The sequence below is a fragment of the Paenibacillus monticola genome (genome assembly GCF_009664975.1).
GTDB lineage: Bacteria > Bacillota > Bacilli > Paenibacillales > Paenibacillaceae > Paenibacillus_AQ > Paenibacillus_AQ monticola.
On record NZ_WJXB01000006.1, the window covers coordinates 100,345 to 116,118 of the forward strand.

The window sequence follows — 15,774 nt, forward strand, 5'->3', positions numbered from 1 at the left end:
TCCTTATACCAAATATCCGTCGAATGAACGTAGGACTCCATTCATGAGCGCTTTAGCAGTTTCTGTCCCACTAGCAATTAACTGCAGCCGCTCACCCGCCAAACTTCTATATTCCACCTGAAGAGAACTTTTTACCTCCAACCTGAAATCCGGAGCTTTCAAATCCATGGCCTCTGCAAATGGCTCCAGCCCACCGATTCCAAGCTCAACCGCTTTATTCACACTTAGTGCCTCTATTACGACTCCGCCAGGCATATTTTCAGCAGAGACTTCCATATATCTTGAACGTTCAAGCAATTGATACGGATGTGACAAGTAAATGGCAAAATAGACCTCGCCCGCCTGCCCGAATAGGGCCTTGGGCCGCTCCAGCCATCTCCCCTGCGGAAGTACACCGATAATTGTATTCTGCTCCCCGTCCGGGATCGGGTAAAGTGCTATAATCACACTCTGGTGGTATAAAACCTCCGTATAACGACTCTGATGGCGGGGGTCTCCTTCATGGTAGCCTTGACCGGGGTGGAAGAAATACAACTGGTTAACTCCGCTCTGGCCGCTCAGTGGTAAGGAGAAGGCCCAACGCTGCTGTTCATTATCGAATTCCTCTACCCGCTCCCACATGCCACCTGTTGCGAAGTGCTCTGTAATATAAGCATAAGAATGCAATAAGGGCTGAGGATTGGGGTCACTTGGAACTATCTTTTGCGTAAGCTTCTTTACTTCTACTGGTGACTGACGGTTCAGTGCAGCAGCACGGACCTGCTTCGGTGCTTCATAGAACAAAAATCCGGCATATTCCGTGCGCGGCATTTCTTCTGGCAGCGGGAAATCTCCGAACTGCACGTAATCGTGAAGTGCATTAACGTCACCTGGAACATCATGCGGCCAGCCCCGTGAATGGGAACCAACCCAGGCACCCTGCAGATAGAAATCAGCCCGCACACTCCAGAGGTGATCCAGCATTTCCTGAAGTGCTGTTTGCAAATCTTCATCTGTACCATCACCAAGCTCCAGCGCACAGGTAAAAGCCTGAATCCAATGCCAGAACCAAGGTAGGCTTCCGTATTCCGGCATCCCTTTGGATTGTATGTAGAACAGCGTATCCTTCAAGCTCTGGCGCCCGTCCTCCACTAGCTCGTCATCCTCGAACATCTTACCGAATATGAGCTTCGCAGCCGTATATTTGGCTTCATGATGCCCGAAAGTCACTACAGGCTTGCGGAAGAAATCACTGCGATAAATATGCCCGAAAGCCGTATTGAAAGCTACACGCAATTGACCGCTGAGCAGCGCTCCGTACTTCTTATAGAAGTAAACCATCAGACTGCCCATAATTTCTACGGGCAACTCATGTGGTGCCGCTTCTCTGGGAACAGGGTTTAAGCCTAACGGCCAATGACCGTAGAGTACGGTCCCTGGTACTCTATTTTGCAGCAGCAGTGTCGTAAGCATCACGTCCTGAGCTTTCTGCTTCGCTTCATCCCTGTCAAAAGACAGGTCGAGCGAAGCTTCTACCGTGGCAGCAAATAGATAGGAAGCATAATAGAAGTTATTGCGCACATCATCGTGAAACCATAAGCCACTTTCCAGTAACGGTCTGTTCGCTGCTTCCAGCGCTATTGCGTAAATAATCTCTGTTTGCCGTTCCTTATAAGGACTTTGCATACTATTCAAATCCGCCATCGAAGATTATCCCTCCATCATTTTATAGATCCATTGCTTTTTAGCTCTATTGTGCACGCTTTCAGTTCATATGGCAATCACTATACCAAATTACACACTAAAATAAACCTAATAAAAAAGATTATCACTTGCTAAATGAACTGATATGGAGTAAATTGTACCTATACGAACGAAAATATGTTTGCGAAGGAGATTGAATAGTCAATGGAAAGACGTTTCGCTTCCCATCCTAATGAGGTTAAGCAGTTTGATACCGAACGCCTACGCGAGGAATTTCATATTCCTGTCATTTTTGCTCCAGATGAATTGAAACTTGTTCTGACACATGAGGATCGCATGATTGTTGGCGGTGCGAATCCCGTAACAAAAGATGTTGTTCTGACCACTGATCTTAAAGAGCTTGGTGTTACTTATTTTCTGGAACGCCGGGAACTCGGTATTATCAATGTTGGCGGTAAGGGTACCGTTGTGGTCGATGGAACAGAATTTGAAGTAGATACGAAAGAATGTCTGTATGTAGGTCAAGGTTCCAAGGATGTAGTATTTAAGAGCGCGGACGCAGCTAAACCTGCAAAGTTCTACTTGAATTCCGCACCGGCTCACCAATCCTACCCTACTGCAAAAGCTACACTAAGCGAGTCCGAATCCGGTGCAATGGGCGGTATTGAGAACTCTAATGAACGTACTATACACCGCTTCATCCATGCCAATGGCGTGCAAAGTGCACAACTGGTTATGGGCATGACCCAACTTAAACCAGGCAGCATGTGGAACACTATGCCCTCCCATACTCATCCACGCCGGATGGAAGCGTATTTCTACTTCGACCTTCCAGACGATTCTATCGTGTTTCATTTGATGGGTCAGCCAACAGAAACTCGCCATATCGTTATGCATAATGAGCAAGCTGTTATTTCACCAAGCTGGTCCATTCATAGCGGTGTTGGTACTCATAACTACACTTTTATCTGGAGCATGGCTGGCGACAACAAAAGATATGATGATATGGACCCCGTATCCATGAAAGAATTACAATAGAGGTAAATCACTTACGGAAAGATGAGGCAGGCGGATGAACCCGATACGACGGCACGAGATGATTATGGAAGTTCTGCTGAACCAGAAAGATGTAACGGTAAATGAGCTAAGCGACAAGCTCCAGGTCACAGGAAAAACAATTCGTGAGGATTTAAGCAAGCTGGAGGAGCAAGGATTGATTATGCGTGTACACGGCGGTGCTGTGCTGGCGCAAAGCGATCAATTTGGTATTCTGCCCTCTAAAGATCCTTTGGATAAATATTCTGAGGAAAAAACGGAGATTGCCCTGCGCGCACTAGCCCATATTGTGAAGGATGATATCGTGGCTCTGGACGGCGGAAGCACGACGCTTGAAATTGCCCGGAGGCTGGACAACATGCCTCTAACGGTAATCACCAATGATGTGTACATCATCAGCGAACTGGTTTCCAAAGATAACATCCGCCTCGTTGTACCTGGTGGGTACCGTGTCCGCAATATGCTGGCCGGACCCGAAGCGGTCTCATATGTGAAGAACCTGAACATTCAAAAAGCTTTTCTCTCCGCAACAGCGGTTAATATCGAGCAAGGGCTCTCTATCTATACCGGAGATTTCATTGAATATAAGCAAGCACTTGTATCTACAGCACGTATAGTATTTGCGGTTGTAGATCATCATAAATTCGGACAAACTGCTCTGCGTACCTTCGCTTCCCTGCAGCAGGTAGACGTCATCTTAACAGATAAGGGGCTCTCCCCTGAGATAGCGGCACAGTTTCGCAACATAGGGATAACCATCGAATGCGGATAAGAAGTACACCAATCCAACTATTAAAGGGGTAATTTATTATGTCATCATTATTCAGTTTGGCAGGAAAAACAGCAATCGTAACCGGTGCTGCTCAAGGTCTTGGACAAGGTATCGCTCTAGCCTTCGCGGAAGCGGGCGCAGATGTAATCTCTGCTTCCCTTAATACAAGTGAAGAAACAGTAAAAGCTGCTGAAGCCTATGGCGTTAAGGCGCTTAGTATCGAAGCCGATCTTAGTGACCATAGCACCCTTCAAGCGATGTTTGACAAAGCGCTTGAACTGACTGGACACGTTGACATTCTCGTCAACTGCGCAGGTATGATCCGTCGTGCCCCGGCTAAAGACCATAGCGAAAAAGACTGGTTCGATGTGATTAACTTGAACATGAATACCGTCTTCCTGCTGTCGCAAATTGCCGGCCGCCACTTCCTGGAAAGAGGAAACGGTAAAATTATCAACATCTGTTCTATGCTTTCCTACCAGGGCGGCATCAATGTTCCTGGGTACACGGCCAGCAAGCATGCCGTTGCCGGATTGACCAAAGCTTTTGCCAATGAATGGGCAGGTTCCGGTCTGAACATCAATGCGATTGCACCTGGTTACATGGCTACAGAAAATACCGCACCGATTCGTGCCGATCAGAACCGTTCCGACTCTATCTTGGACCGTATTCCGGCTGGACGTTGGGGCACTCCTGAAGATGTTAAAGGCCCTGCGGTCTTCTTGGCTTCCGCAGCTTCCGATTACCTGAACGGCCACATCCTTAATGTTGATGGCGGATGGTTGGCTAGATAATTGTTGTTAAACGAAAGAGGTATCCCAGTGGGATACCTCTTTTTTGCGTGTTAACAAATCTTCAAAAAAAATCAAATGATTATTTTTTTATATCATGATAGCATTCGAAATGTATTAAATATAATACAGAAAGGAACAAGAAAATATGAATATTAAAATCGAAAAGCTTCCAAGATATCGCATCGCATATGTGCGGCAAGTGGGTCCATATGGTCCTGCAAACATTCAAGTAATGAAAAAGTTAAAAAACTGGGCTAAGGAGAAAAATCTACTTACTGAATCTGCAATAATACTCGGAATTACGCAAGATAACCCAGAGACGACACCTCCTGAAAGCTGTCGATATGATGCTTGTATTGTCATTTCAAACGATTATCGAATTGATAATTCTATCAGTGAAAGTGAACTTTCCGCTGGGGAGTATGTTATTTGCAAAGTAAAACATACAGCGGAAGATATTCAAAATGCATGGGCTGAAATTTTTACAAATTTACAAAACAGTAAATATCAAATTGACAACAGACCGATTTTTGAAAGATACACTGGTGATATGATTAACAACGATTATTGCGAAATATGTGTACCTGTATTTTTTAAAAAATAGTCGGTACCATTCCCCCATCCATACGGATTGGAGCACCTTTAAATGCAGATGCATTAGGACTACACACAAATGTTGTTAGTCTTCCTATTTCAATAGGCTTGATAAATCGCTGTATTTCAGATTGAGGTAGGTTTGTGGTCATAAATTTTTTCTCTTTTTCGGAAAAAGTCAACCCTTCATTAGGGTACTGAGCATCAATGATTTGATGCACATTTTCAGAGAGTGTGGGTCCTGGCATGATTGTATTCACGGTAACTTCTGTTCCTATTGTTAATTTAGATAAGCTTTTTGACAAGGATAATAGCATGGATTTGGTCATTGCATACTGAGGCATTTGTCCTGAAGGTTTCAATGCTTCTTCACTCGCAATAAAGATAATGCGGCCATAATCATTTTTCAACATTTTAGGTAAATAAAATTTAGATAATCCATTTGCTGCAAGAACATTGGTACGGAAGTATTTTTCCCATATTTCATCGTCAATGTCCTCATATTTCATAATTTCATAAATACCCATATTATTAACTAAAATATCTATATTGGGGTACTTTGCAAATAAGGCTTCTCTTTGCTGAGTATCCACAATATCGGCTGTAGCATTTTGAGGAGAGGTAGCTGGGAAATCTAACTTCAGTTCAGTTACAGTTCGTTCTACCTCTTCATAATTCCGTCCATTAATCAGGACATTAACGCCTTCTTTGGCAAGTTCAATGGCAATTGCTTTACCTATTCCTTTTGTTGATCCTGTAATTAAAGCTGTTTTATTGTTTAATCCCATATCCATTATCCATTTCCCCTTTTACGAACAGTGTTGTGCTCCGGATAGAGATTATATTACCTTGTCTGGAAGGTTCAGTAACTAGCAGATTACGCCAAAATTATTGCTGAACACGCCAAGCGATAATACTCAGTCTATGCTAGCATCCTGCAGGATGGGTTAGGTTGGGAGTGCACCTAAATGTTCAGTACGCCAATTTGTTGGAGTATCCCCTTCCCAAAGGCGGAAGGCGCGGTAGAACGAGTTCTGGTCTTCATATCCAATTAAGAAAGCCACTTCTTTAATATCGAGTGAGGGGTCTGCCAAGTACCCCCGTGCCTGTTCATGTCTGGCTTGTGTCAACAGATGCTTGAAGCTCGTATTCTCGTTAGTAAGCCGGCGCTGCAAGGTACGATCGCTCATACTGAGCTCCTTCGCGATAGCGTGAATGTCGGGGTGCCCTCCTGTGAGGGTGCGTTTCATGATCCATTTGACCAACTCGGGAATGGAGCGGCTGCGCTGCTGTTCACCCAGCGATCGATCCAGAATGGGAGTCAGGATCTCCAGCAACTCTTCGTTGTACGAGACAAAGGAGCGATCCAGATCTCTTCGACGTAACGTCAATCGGTTACATTTTGCACCTACCTGGATATTGCAGCCAAAGTAAGTTTCAAGAGCTTGTACATCGCCCATAGGATGCGAGAATTCGACGGACAGCGCCGTCAATGGTTGACCTGTGCCCCGGCGCCCAAGCTCCAGGAGAAATGCCAGCGTGATACCAACCAGCACCGTCGGACCGGGTTGCTCGGTATTCAGCCATTCCAGTTCGATTGTACAGTGCTCACCCTCCTCGGTGATACGTAAGCTTTCAGGGGGGCACATTTGTTTGTAGCGAGCCATACGGTTAAGCGCGTCGCGGTAGTCACGAGCATGGTAAGTCGCTAAGACGGTCGGGGGGTACTTCGCTGTTTCAAAAACAGTCGCAAGCTTGATAATGCCTTGTGCAGTGTCACCCATAAGATCGGAATAAGCCTGCCAGATCGCGAAATACTGAGTGGTGGTGACTACTGGTTCCGTAATAATAGTGAGCGGCAGGCCTGCTGTGCGAGCAACGTCGTGCGCGGCAATCCCTAATTGACATAAGCCCGCCCAAAATCCTGGCGGGAGTTTAATACGGTCAGAAGATTGAGACTTCATACAGATGGAACTCCTTTAGCTGCATCGTTTAGACTAAGCGCCTTTTCTGTTAAAGTATGGACTTCATGCAGAAGCTCTGGATTGTCCATTAGTGACACACCATATGAAGGAATCATTTCTTTGATTTTTGGTTCCCATTGTTTCATATGTTGCGGGAAGCATTTGTTAATGACCTCAAGCATAACGTGAACAGCAGTAGAAGCACCGGGAGAAGCACCTAATAATGCTGCTATTGAGCCATCCGCAGCAGTAATAACTTCCGTCCCAAATTGCAGTGTACCCTTGCCGCCAGCTTCTGTATCTTTGATAACTTGCACACGTTGACCCGCCACTACTAAATCCCATTCCTCGATTCTAGCATTCGGGATAAACTCTCGTAACTCTTCCATACGCTTTTCTTTTGATAACATCACTTGCTCGATCAGGTATTTTGTTAATGACATACTTTTTGCACCTGCCGCCAACATCGTTATGAGATTATTCGGTTTTACGGAAGTTATCAAATCAAACATAGACCCGGTCTTCAAAAACTTGGGTGAGAAGCCAGCATACGGTCCAAATAGCAACGATTTTTTATGGTCGATAAATCTGGTGTCAAGATGTGGTACCGACATTGGAGGAGCTCCAACCTTAGCTTTGCCGTACACTTTTGCATGATGCTGCGCGACAACATCTGGATTATTACACACCATAAACATTCCGCTTACCGGGAATCCTCCAATATGTTTTCCTTCAGGAATACCGGATTTTTGCAGTAAATGCAGACTCCCTCCCCCGCCTCCAATAAAGACGAATTTTGCTGCATGGCGTTCAATGTTACCGCTGTCATTTCGCACTTTCAATTCCCATGAACCATCACTAGTACGTTTGATATTATCAACGCTATGTTTGTATTTGATATTGACGTTTTTACTCTTTAAGTGATCAAACAACATGCGCGTTAAAGCACCAAAATTGACATCCGTTCCAGTATCGATTTTGGTTGCTGCTATAGGCTCATGCGCTGGACGATCACGTATAATAAGGGGAATCCATTCCATCAGCTTGGCAGGGACATCCGAAAATTCCATCCCTTGAAACAAAGGATGATTTGACATCGCTTCAAAACGTTTCTTTAAAAACGTTACATTGTGTTCCCCTTGAACCAGACTCATATGAGGCAATGGCATGATAAAGTCTTGCGGATTACGGATCAGCTCACTGTTTACAAGATAAGACCAAAACTGCATGGAAAGCTGAAATTGTTCATTAATCTGGATTGCTTTGCTTATATCTATAGATCCGTCTGGTTGTTCGACAGTGTAGTTTAGCTCGCACAGTGCCGCATGCCCTGTTCCTGCATTATTCCATTCGTTAGAGCTCTCTTCTCCAGCATGTTCGAGCTTCTCAAACACGGTAATTTCCCATTCTGGCGCTAATTCTTTCAGAAATGTCGCTAAGGTCGCACTCATGATTCCGGCACCAATTAAGATAACGTCTGTTTTAGTTTCTCTATTGCTCATATATACCATCCTTATACTCTGAAATTTGCAGAAAGGATGTAAGCGCTCCTGTTTAGGGTCATACCAAACCAAGGCACTATCTAGTAACACACCTATTCTGTTTCAATTATAACCAAAACATAGTGTATTACAATTATTTATAAATTAAAATAAAATATCTACTCACTACGAAACAGACGAAAACCTTGATCGGGACCCATGCCGTTTGCCTCGAACTTACCCCGATAAGATAACTCGCTGCTGCTGACATCGCCCATCCAACCGCCGCCCTTCAAAACCCGTAAAGACCCGCTATTACTATCAAAGTCTCCGTACCAGTTCCAGCACCATTCCCTTATATTACCTGACATATCATAAAGCCCTAACTCATTCGGTTTCTTGTCACCGACAGGTTTTGTTTTATTATGATTGTTCTCGATCAGAGGCCAGTTCCAATCACCTGATAAGTAATTATCACCGGCATTTTTCCAATACCATGCTACTTCATCGGCATTATTGCTTCCGCTGTATGTGTAACTCTTGCTCATTTGACCTCCACTTGCCGCATATTCCCATTCTGCTTCTGTCGGCAAGCGGTAACCCTTAGCTCCCACATTGATCGTTACTGTCCATTTCATATTATCGTTATCACTCTTATTATTGGGGTCTATTTTTATCTTTTCTATATTGTAATAAGGTTTTAACCCTTCTTGTATGCTCCTTTTGTTACTATACTCAACAGCGTCGTACCAACTTACCATTTCTACCGGCAAATTGTCGCCTTTGAATTCTGAGGGATTACTGCCCATTACCTCTATCCACTCTTTTTGAGTTACCTCATATTTCCCGACATAAAAATTCGTTATGGTTACACTTTTTCCATAGTAGTTAGACTTTGTGTTCATAAAAGTCCCGCCTTTAACTAATACAAAGTGTTCAGACTTTTCTAATGAGTTATTATCGGGTTTTGCTTGCGAACAAGCGCTGATAACAACCACAATTACCATTAAGAAGTAAATGAATAGTTTTCTCATTGTTATATCTCCTTAGGTAGTATCCGTTATTGAAATAGATAAAGCCGCCGGCTGTGAGACCGGCAGGCCTTAGCAATATCAATTGACTTGTTACCAAACCGTTACGTTTGAGCTCCCACTACTTTGATATCCCTCTGTCGCTAACACCTGGTAAGCCCAACTGCTCCCCAGATTCATTCCTTTACTCTTCCATGCGTTAACGTGGTTGCTAAAAGTGATAGCGACGCTGCTCCCAGTCGGTCTCTTCGACTGTCGGACACTCCAGAACTGCGTGAAAGTTGCAGTACCGTCAATGGAAGGTGCGTTGGTTCGCGTAGTTGTATATATGTCATAGGTACCTCCATCACTGGTCACGGTGCCTTTATAATTCCCAGTAGGTCTATATGTGCCCCAGCTATCAACGACGTAATATTCTATAAGTGAGTTTCTTGTCCATCCATAGAGAGTCAAATACCCATTGCCAGACGGCGCCCAGACACCGGCATTGTAGTTTATTACCCTAGAGGCTGATCCGGTATTCCAGCCTTTACCCACAACAAAATTCCCGGTATTTGACCAGTTCACACTATAATTGCCGCCAGTTCCATTGGTAGCATTTACTGTCCCACCACCATCAGTCCAATTTTGCCAGTAGTCTGTCGCTGCATTTGCGGTTACTGCAAACAAACTTGAACAACTCAGTGAAGCTGCAAGAACTAACGTCATCATTTTCTTGTTTAACTTAAACATAATTTACCTCCTCATATTTTTTTGCTTGTCACTACTTCCCTAAATATCTAAATGCAACTTGAACATTACCTTTCATAAATCACTCCCTTTCGTTTTTTCGGTTACAAGATAATTCACGTCTTGTATATAGTAAATTATAGGAAGTAAGCGCATACATTGCTAGTTACCAAATTAAAGGTTTGTCCCCTATTTTCTCACATACTTTTAGAAAGTATAACGCCTCATAGTGACTCCAAAATGCAAAAATCCGCCCTATACAAGGACGGATTTTTGCATTTTGAAACTTTTAAGGAGATTGGACTCCATTTCTCAGCGTGCCAGTGTTGCTACAGCGAATACCGCAGAATTCCAGTGCAACACTGGTGATTGGGGTCAAGTTCTGTTTTATTTATCACTCTGCTTTATGCCTTACGCTTCAGCATAACTAGGCCGTTCACCGGTAGATCTATTACACTTGCCGCGACTGCGCCGGATTCCAGATCGGTATACGCTCTCTCGTCCAGCTCCACAGATTGTTGAATACCGCTGAAGTTCTGTACGAAAATATATTCGTTCTCTCCATCTGTCCGCAGCTGCGCCGTTACTCCCGTTGGTAATTCACTATTCATAGTACGAGTGATGCCCGCCTTACTCGTAATTGCAGCATATAGCTCCACATAGAATGTTGGGTCTTTTACACGTGTAGCCAGATGGTAAGCTAGTCCGGCACCCAATTTATTCAGTGTAAGTGCTGGTTGTCCGGCATAGAAATCATTACGGTAAGCTCCCAGCATCTCTGCTCCTTCAAGATGAATCAGTTCAGCAATCTCATGCGCATCATAGTCGCCACTTAAGCTTAGGGCATTCCCTGTCTGCATTACAATCCCATTCAGATCGCGGCTATGCAGACCTTCGGTCTCCTCGGCCCAAATGCCGAGTGTTCTGCGAAGTGGCCCCGGGAACCCACCCAAATGGCATAAATCGGTCTCCCCGACAACACCGGACCAGTAAGTAGCGAGGAAAGTCCCCCCCTGCTCCACATATTTTTCAATTTTTTTGCCATTCACTTCACTGATCAGATACAGCATTGGAGCTATGACCAGCTTGTAGGCCGACAGGTCATCCCCTGAACTGATGATATCAACAGGAATGCCTAACTCCCATAACCCGCGGTAATGCTGGAGCACGGTCTCCTCATAGCGTAGTGCAGAATTATTGATCCCTTGAGCATCCTTAATGGCCCAGCGGTTGTCCCAGTCAAAGATGATAGCCGTCTGCACGGGTGTGGATGTGCCTACTACATCCGTAAGACCTGCTAGAGTTCTGCCCACTTCTGCTACATCGCGGAATACGCGGGTCTCAGCGTGACCACTGTGGTCTACAACAGCCCCGTGGAACTTCTCGCTGGAGCCGCGGCTTTTGCGCCACTGAAAGTATTGTACGGAATCTGAGCCATGCGCTACTGCCTGGAGCGAGGATAGCTTATGCATACCAGGCCGCTTTAGCTTGCTGACGGATTGCCAGTTCGTGAGTGAAGGAGTGCTCTCCATGAGCAGGAACGGTTTCTTTTTAAATGAACGGAACAGATCATGGTGCATCGCGATCCAGGCCGCCAGCCGGGCATCGTCATCATCCGCGGTATAACCCCAATCCGGATAGGCATCCCATGAGACAACATCCAGAATCTTGGCCAGTTCGCGATAATCAATCCCATCAATCATATGCATATTGGTCGTCACAGGCAGTTCTGGGTTATAGCTGCGTACCGAAGTGATCTCATGTTGGCAAAAGTTGATTGTCTGCTCGCTGACAAACCGCCGCCAATCAAGATTCAGTCCGTGCACTTGCGTTTCTCCATGTGGGGCTGGAGACTCAATCTGCTCCCAAGATGTATACGTATGACTCCAGAAGGTTGCCCACCAGGCATGGTTCAACTCCTCGAGATTGTTATCATATTTAACCTTGAGCCAGTCTCTAAACGCGGTTTGGCATAGATCACAATGGCATTCTCCGCCGAACTCATTGGAGATGTGCCAACCAATGACCGCCGGATGATGCGCATAACGCTCAGCCAGCTTCGAATTCAGCAGGGCTGTTTTGTCCCGATAAACAGGGGAAGTAAAGCAGTGGTTATGGCGTACTCCATGCAGATTGCGAACCCGATTGCGTTCTACTCTAAGCACCTCGGGGTATTTCTCCGACATCCAGGCCGGACGTGCTCCGCTCGGGGTAGCCAGAAACGCGTAAATTCCATTCTCTGAAAAAGTGTCCAGTAGAGAATCGAGCCAATCGAAGGTAAAGACACCCTCTTCCTTCTCCAGTGAAACCCAGGAAAAGATTCCTACAGACATTACGTTACAGCCAGCCAGCTTCATTAACCGCAGGTCCTCACGCAAAATTTCCGGGTACTTCAGCCATTGTTCAGGATTATAATCGGCACCGTGTAGCATTACAGGTGCTTTGCTGCTGATTGAAGGGAATTTAGTAATCATTGCTATATATCATCCTCTCAGATTCAGGTCCAAGAGCCGATGGGACTATTCTCTGATGAAATTCAATCAGACCCACTATCCAACTCCTGAATCATTCTTTATACTATTAATAATATAAGAATATTCAATTCAGGCAGTAGGAATATAGTAGCGTTATACTAGTACAAAATGAATATGAGGTGAATATATGTGCTTCCCTTCTCACTGATTGAAATGCCGCGCAATCCTGATGACTATCCGTTATATCCCTATTCTGTGGGCCGTCATATCCAGTACCATCATGTACGCCCGACAGGTTTCCCCGTACACCAGATCTTTCTGATCCGCAGCGGAAACGGATTGTTCCGTGACCTGGAGAGTGGCACAGAAACCATATTAGAGCCAGGAATGGCCTTTGTATTTCCACCGGATCGCGGACATGAATATTACCCACTCTCCCATGAACCCTGGCATGTGGGCTTTATTGGCTTTCATGGAACACAGTCTCGCGAAATTCTGGAAGGCATTCACCTGCTGCCGTCCGCTCCCTTCCGGCCGGACCGCTTTGAAGAGTGCTGGAGAGAGATTGGGGGAATCTGGCATACCGTAAGCCTACAAACTACAAACCGTCAAGACGAACAGGTGATGCAGGAGCTGTCCGTAACTATGTATCGGCTGCTGTTAATGCTGCGCCGTATCGTAACTTCAACAGGGGTCGTTAGCCGTATCGAGTTCGAAACGGTCCGAAACGATGCACTGCAAAAAGCTGTCGGTCTAATTAACGAGCATTTTACCGAGCCGCTGCTGATCTCCAATCTCGCTGGAGCCGTTGGCTATTCGGTACAGCATTTCCAGCGGCTGTTCCTGCAGGAGTATAGCGTAACTCCGCATAAGTACTTGCAGAATCTGCGCCTGCAGCGGGCACTGCAGCTAATGAGAGAAAACGCCGCTACCCCCGTGCAGGAAATTGCGCTGCAGCTAGGCATGGAGACGAATTATTTTATTAGGGTCTTCCGTAAAACCTACGGATGTACTCCCGGTGTTATGAGAAATAAGTTGAATGAAGCTGATGAAACATAGATATAAGGACTCTATTCAAACAACTCCGGTAGTTACTCCGGAGTTGTTTGGTATTAGATGAAAATAAAGTAATGGGATGCTGCGGTTAACCTTTTATGCAAGAAAGAGTTAGTTAGCCTTCCACATAAACGGCGTAATCCGTGGCGTACTTCTCCAGCTGTTCATCGGTCACTTCGCGAATTTGGCTTACTATAAAAGGTGGCTGATAAATCATCCCGACCAAGTTAGCGGTCTGCTGGAACGGACGCAGAAGTTCACTGTAGGAGTAGTTGTGAAAACCTCCGGCTTGGTACATGCTTTGGGCTCCTCCTGAAGAGAGAGCTATGAGAAGCTCCTTGCCTTTTAGCTTATCGCCACCTTTACCATGAGCATAGCCGAGCTCGAAGACTTCATCTATCCATTTCTTCAGCAAGGAAGGCGAACTATACCAGAACAATGGAAATTGCAGCACAACACGGTCGTGAGCCGACAAAAGCGCCTGCTCGCGAGCAACGTCGATCTTTTCATCAGGGTAAGTTTCATACAGTCTGTGGACGGTAACCTTACCTCTTCGTTCAAGTTCTGCTGTCAAACGTTTGTTAATCCTGGACTTCTCCAACTCTGGATGAACAACGATAACGAGCGTTGTGGCACTACCAGTTGGAGTGGATTGATTGGACATGGACATGTGGAACAACTCCTTTTTTGAGTGGATTTAGGCGATGAGGACCTAACCGAATACATTAACATTGGCACAATTCTAGATATGTCGAGTCGATATATAGATAAAAAACACAATTACATATCTAGAATTGTCGATATATATTTTATAATAAAACTGAATCCAATATTTGAATCCAGTCTTTACTACCTACAGATTTTGCTGAATGTTAGAAGTGATTTTCTTTATTGCTTCTTCATCTCTTTTGTAATATGTCCATTTCCCCAGTCGAGTCGCCGATACAAGCCCTGCCCGCTGTAAGATAGATAAATATTGAGATGCTGTTGATTGTGTCATATTAAGTTTTTCAGTAATCTGACTAACACATACCCCAATCTCGACAAGATCAACCCCTTCTTGGGGCCTAAAATAGGCTGTTGGATCTTTTAACCACTCTAAGATTTGAAGACGCGCTTCATTAGAGAGTGCCTTAAAAACTTCAATTGTGTCCATTGGTTTCATATGTTCATTATATCGACGTTTTCCGATATGTCAACACATTACTTTTCTAAATACTCTTTACTGCTTAACCAAGACGGATAAATCGCCTTCAAAAACCTTCTCATCTTTGTTGTTGAAAGTGGACAGCAGTACAGTAACAAGTCCCGTTTCATTCTTCTTCTCTCGTACTTCAATTACCTCAACAATGGTATACAATTCATCCTCTGGATACACAGGATTTATAAATTTCAGATTATTCATAGCTGTTCCGGCAATAACATCATCACCGTAAATACCTGTCTCAACCCATAGTTTAAATGAAACCGCTATTGTTTGTATTCCGGAAGCAATGATCCCATTAAATCTTCCTCGTTTTGCTTTATCTTCATCCAAATGCATATATTGCGGGTCAAACTCCGCTGCAAATCTCGTAATACTCTCTTTTGTGATTGTTATAGACTTGGTTTTAAATACTTGTCCGACAAAAAAATCATTATACTTCATTAATACACCTCTTAGTTTAGATTTGTTTTTGTTAAGTCCAGAAGGTCAAAGTAATAAACTAACTTCTCGTTCATCGAATTCCTGGTCGAGATAGGGCATAACAGCGATTTAGTGCCTGTCTACAACTTCCAATTAGAACTAGGCTGATTTAAGATACGGAGTATAGGAACTACCTCCACCGGAAACCCGCAGGAACATCAGATGTTGTTGAATGTAAGCACGGAATCCGTAACAATAAGGTCTGAAAGGAGGAAAGACTTATGCCCAAAGGAATACTACTGTTCCCGATGCTTATTTTTGGTCTTATATTTGTTAGCGGGTTGTTAAATGCTATATCTCCAAGGTTGATGTGGAAAACGTTTGAAAGCTGGAAAGCGACTAAAGAGCCAAGCAATACTTATTTCATGGCCCGAAGAATTTCAGGTATTCTTGCTATGCTTATCGTTTCTGGCCTGTTATTATTTCCATACTTCATGAGTAGACAATAAAAAA

16 protein-coding genes are annotated in these 15,774 nt (G+C 44.5%); 6 read left to right on the plus strand and 10 right to left on the minus strand.

Annotated features, from left to right (window positions below; all coding sequences use genetic code 11):
* Positions 1-3: 3 nt before the first annotated feature.
* The gene (locus GJB61_RS17335) at positions 4-1,683 is read right to left on the minus strand and encodes a hypothetical protein (protein ID WP_154120147.1); all 1,680 of its coding nucleotides are present in this window, start codon (positions 1,681-1,683) and stop codon (positions 4-6) included.
* A gap of 204 nt (positions 1,684-1,887) precedes the next feature.
* Here GJB61_RS17335 and kduI point away from each other — a divergent pair, with 204 nt between their 5' ends.
* The 4 genes from kduI to GJB61_RS17355 all read left to right on the plus strand — a co-directional run bounded on the left by kduI (position 1,888) and on the right by GJB61_RS17355 (position 4,909).
* Positions 1,888-2,721 carry a 5-dehydro-4-deoxy-D-glucuronate isomerase gene (gene kduI, locus GJB61_RS17340; protein WP_154120149.1) on the plus strand — a complete coding sequence of 278 codons (834 nt, stop codon included), beginning with the start codon at positions 1,888-1,890 and terminating at the stop codon, positions 2,719-2,721.
* 34 nt (positions 2,722-2,755) lie between these two features.
* The gene (locus tag GJB61_RS17345; RefSeq protein WP_154120151.1) at positions 2,756-3,511 is read left to right on the plus strand and encodes a DeoR/GlpR family DNA-binding transcription regulator; all 756 of its coding nucleotides are present in this window, start codon (positions 2,756-2,758) and stop codon (positions 3,509-3,511) included.
* A 38-nt stretch (positions 3,512-3,549) separates the two neighbouring features.
* Positions 3,550-4,305, plus strand: a complete 756-nt coding sequence (gene kduD, locus GJB61_RS17350; protein ID WP_154120152.1) for a 2-dehydro-3-deoxy-D-gluconate 5-dehydrogenase KduD — start codon at positions 3,550-3,552, stop codon at positions 4,303-4,305.
* A 145-nt stretch (positions 4,306-4,450) separates the two neighbouring features.
* Positions 4,451-4,909 (plus strand): AraC family transcriptional regulator, encoded by a 459-nt coding sequence (locus GJB61_RS17355; RefSeq protein ID WP_154120154.1) that lies wholly within the window; start codon positions 4,451-4,453, stop codon positions 4,907-4,909.
* Here GJB61_RS17355 and GJB61_RS17360 read toward each other — a convergent pair.
* The 6 genes from GJB61_RS17360 to GJB61_RS17385 form a co-directional block, all read right to left on the minus strand.
* Positions 4,899-5,693, minus strand: coding sequence for an SDR family NAD(P)-dependent oxidoreductase (locus tag GJB61_RS17360; protein ID WP_154120155.1), 795 nt, complete (start codon positions 5,691-5,693; stop codon positions 4,899-4,901). The two genes, GJB61_RS17355 and GJB61_RS17360, sit on opposite strands and share 11 nt — an antisense overlap.
* Positions 5,694-5,846: 153 nt before the next feature.
* Positions 5,847-6,863, minus strand: a complete 1,017-nt coding sequence (locus tag GJB61_RS17365; RefSeq protein WP_154120157.1) for an AraC family transcriptional regulator — start codon at positions 6,861-6,863, stop codon at positions 5,847-5,849.
* A complete protein-coding gene (locus GJB61_RS17370) occupies positions 6,860-8,365 on the minus strand; it encodes a malate:quinone oxidoreductase (protein WP_154120159.1) in 1,506 nt (501 codons plus the stop codon). The genes GJB61_RS17365 and GJB61_RS17370 overlap by 4 nt, the downstream gene beginning before the upstream one ends.
* 158 nt (positions 8,366-8,523) lie before the next feature.
* Positions 8,524-9,378, minus strand: coding sequence for a formylglycine-generating enzyme family protein (locus GJB61_RS17375; protein WP_154120161.1), 855 nt, complete (start codon positions 9,376-9,378; stop codon positions 8,524-8,526).
* A 90-nt stretch (positions 9,379-9,468) separates the two neighbouring features.
* Positions 9,469-10,107, minus strand: coding sequence for a glycoside hydrolase family 11 protein (locus tag GJB61_RS17380; protein ID WP_154120163.1), 639 nt, complete (start codon positions 10,105-10,107; stop codon positions 9,469-9,471).
* Positions 10,108-10,508: 401 nt separating this feature from the next.
* Complete coding sequence (locus tag GJB61_RS17385; RefSeq protein WP_154120165.1) at positions 10,509-12,578, minus strand: beta-galactosidase; 2,070 nt, start codon at positions 12,576-12,578, stop codon at positions 10,509-10,511.
* Between the two features lie 189 nt (positions 12,579-12,767).
* Between GJB61_RS17385 and GJB61_RS17390 the strand changes: the two genes are divergently transcribed.
* On the plus strand, positions 12,768-13,637 hold the full coding sequence (locus tag GJB61_RS17390; RefSeq protein WP_338115909.1) for a helix-turn-helix transcriptional regulator: 870 nt from the start codon (positions 12,768-12,770) through the stop codon (positions 13,635-13,637).
* A 112-nt stretch (positions 13,638-13,749) separates the two neighbouring features.
* On the opposite strand, the gene GJB61_RS17395 is transcribed toward GJB61_RS17390, so the two are convergent.
* The 3 genes from GJB61_RS17395 to GJB61_RS17405 all read right to left on the minus strand — a co-directional run bounded on the left by GJB61_RS17395 (position 13,750) and on the right by GJB61_RS17405 (position 15,282).
* Entirely contained in the window at positions 13,750-14,304 is a 555-nt protein-coding gene (locus GJB61_RS17395) for an NAD(P)H-dependent oxidoreductase (protein WP_229521936.1), read from the minus strand.
* Positions 14,305-14,487: 183 nt separating this feature from the next.
* Positions 14,488-14,790: an ArsR/SmtB family transcription factor gene (locus GJB61_RS17400; RefSeq protein ID WP_154120167.1), complete on the minus strand. Its 303-nt coding sequence runs from the start codon at positions 14,788-14,790 to the stop codon at positions 14,488-14,490.
* 66 nt (positions 14,791-14,856) lie between these two features.
* On the minus strand, positions 14,857-15,282 hold the full coding sequence (locus tag GJB61_RS17405) for a MaoC family dehydratase (RefSeq protein ID WP_154120169.1): 426 nt from the start codon (positions 15,280-15,282) through the stop codon (positions 14,857-14,859).
* 260 nt (positions 15,283-15,542) lie between these two features.
* Between GJB61_RS17405 and GJB61_RS17410 the strand changes: the two genes are divergently transcribed.
* Positions 15,543-15,770 (plus strand): DUF6199 family natural product biosynthesis protein, encoded by a 228-nt coding sequence (locus GJB61_RS17410; protein WP_154120171.1) that lies wholly within the window; start codon positions 15,543-15,545, stop codon positions 15,768-15,770.
* The last annotated feature ends 4 nt before the right edge of the window (positions 15,771-15,774 follow it).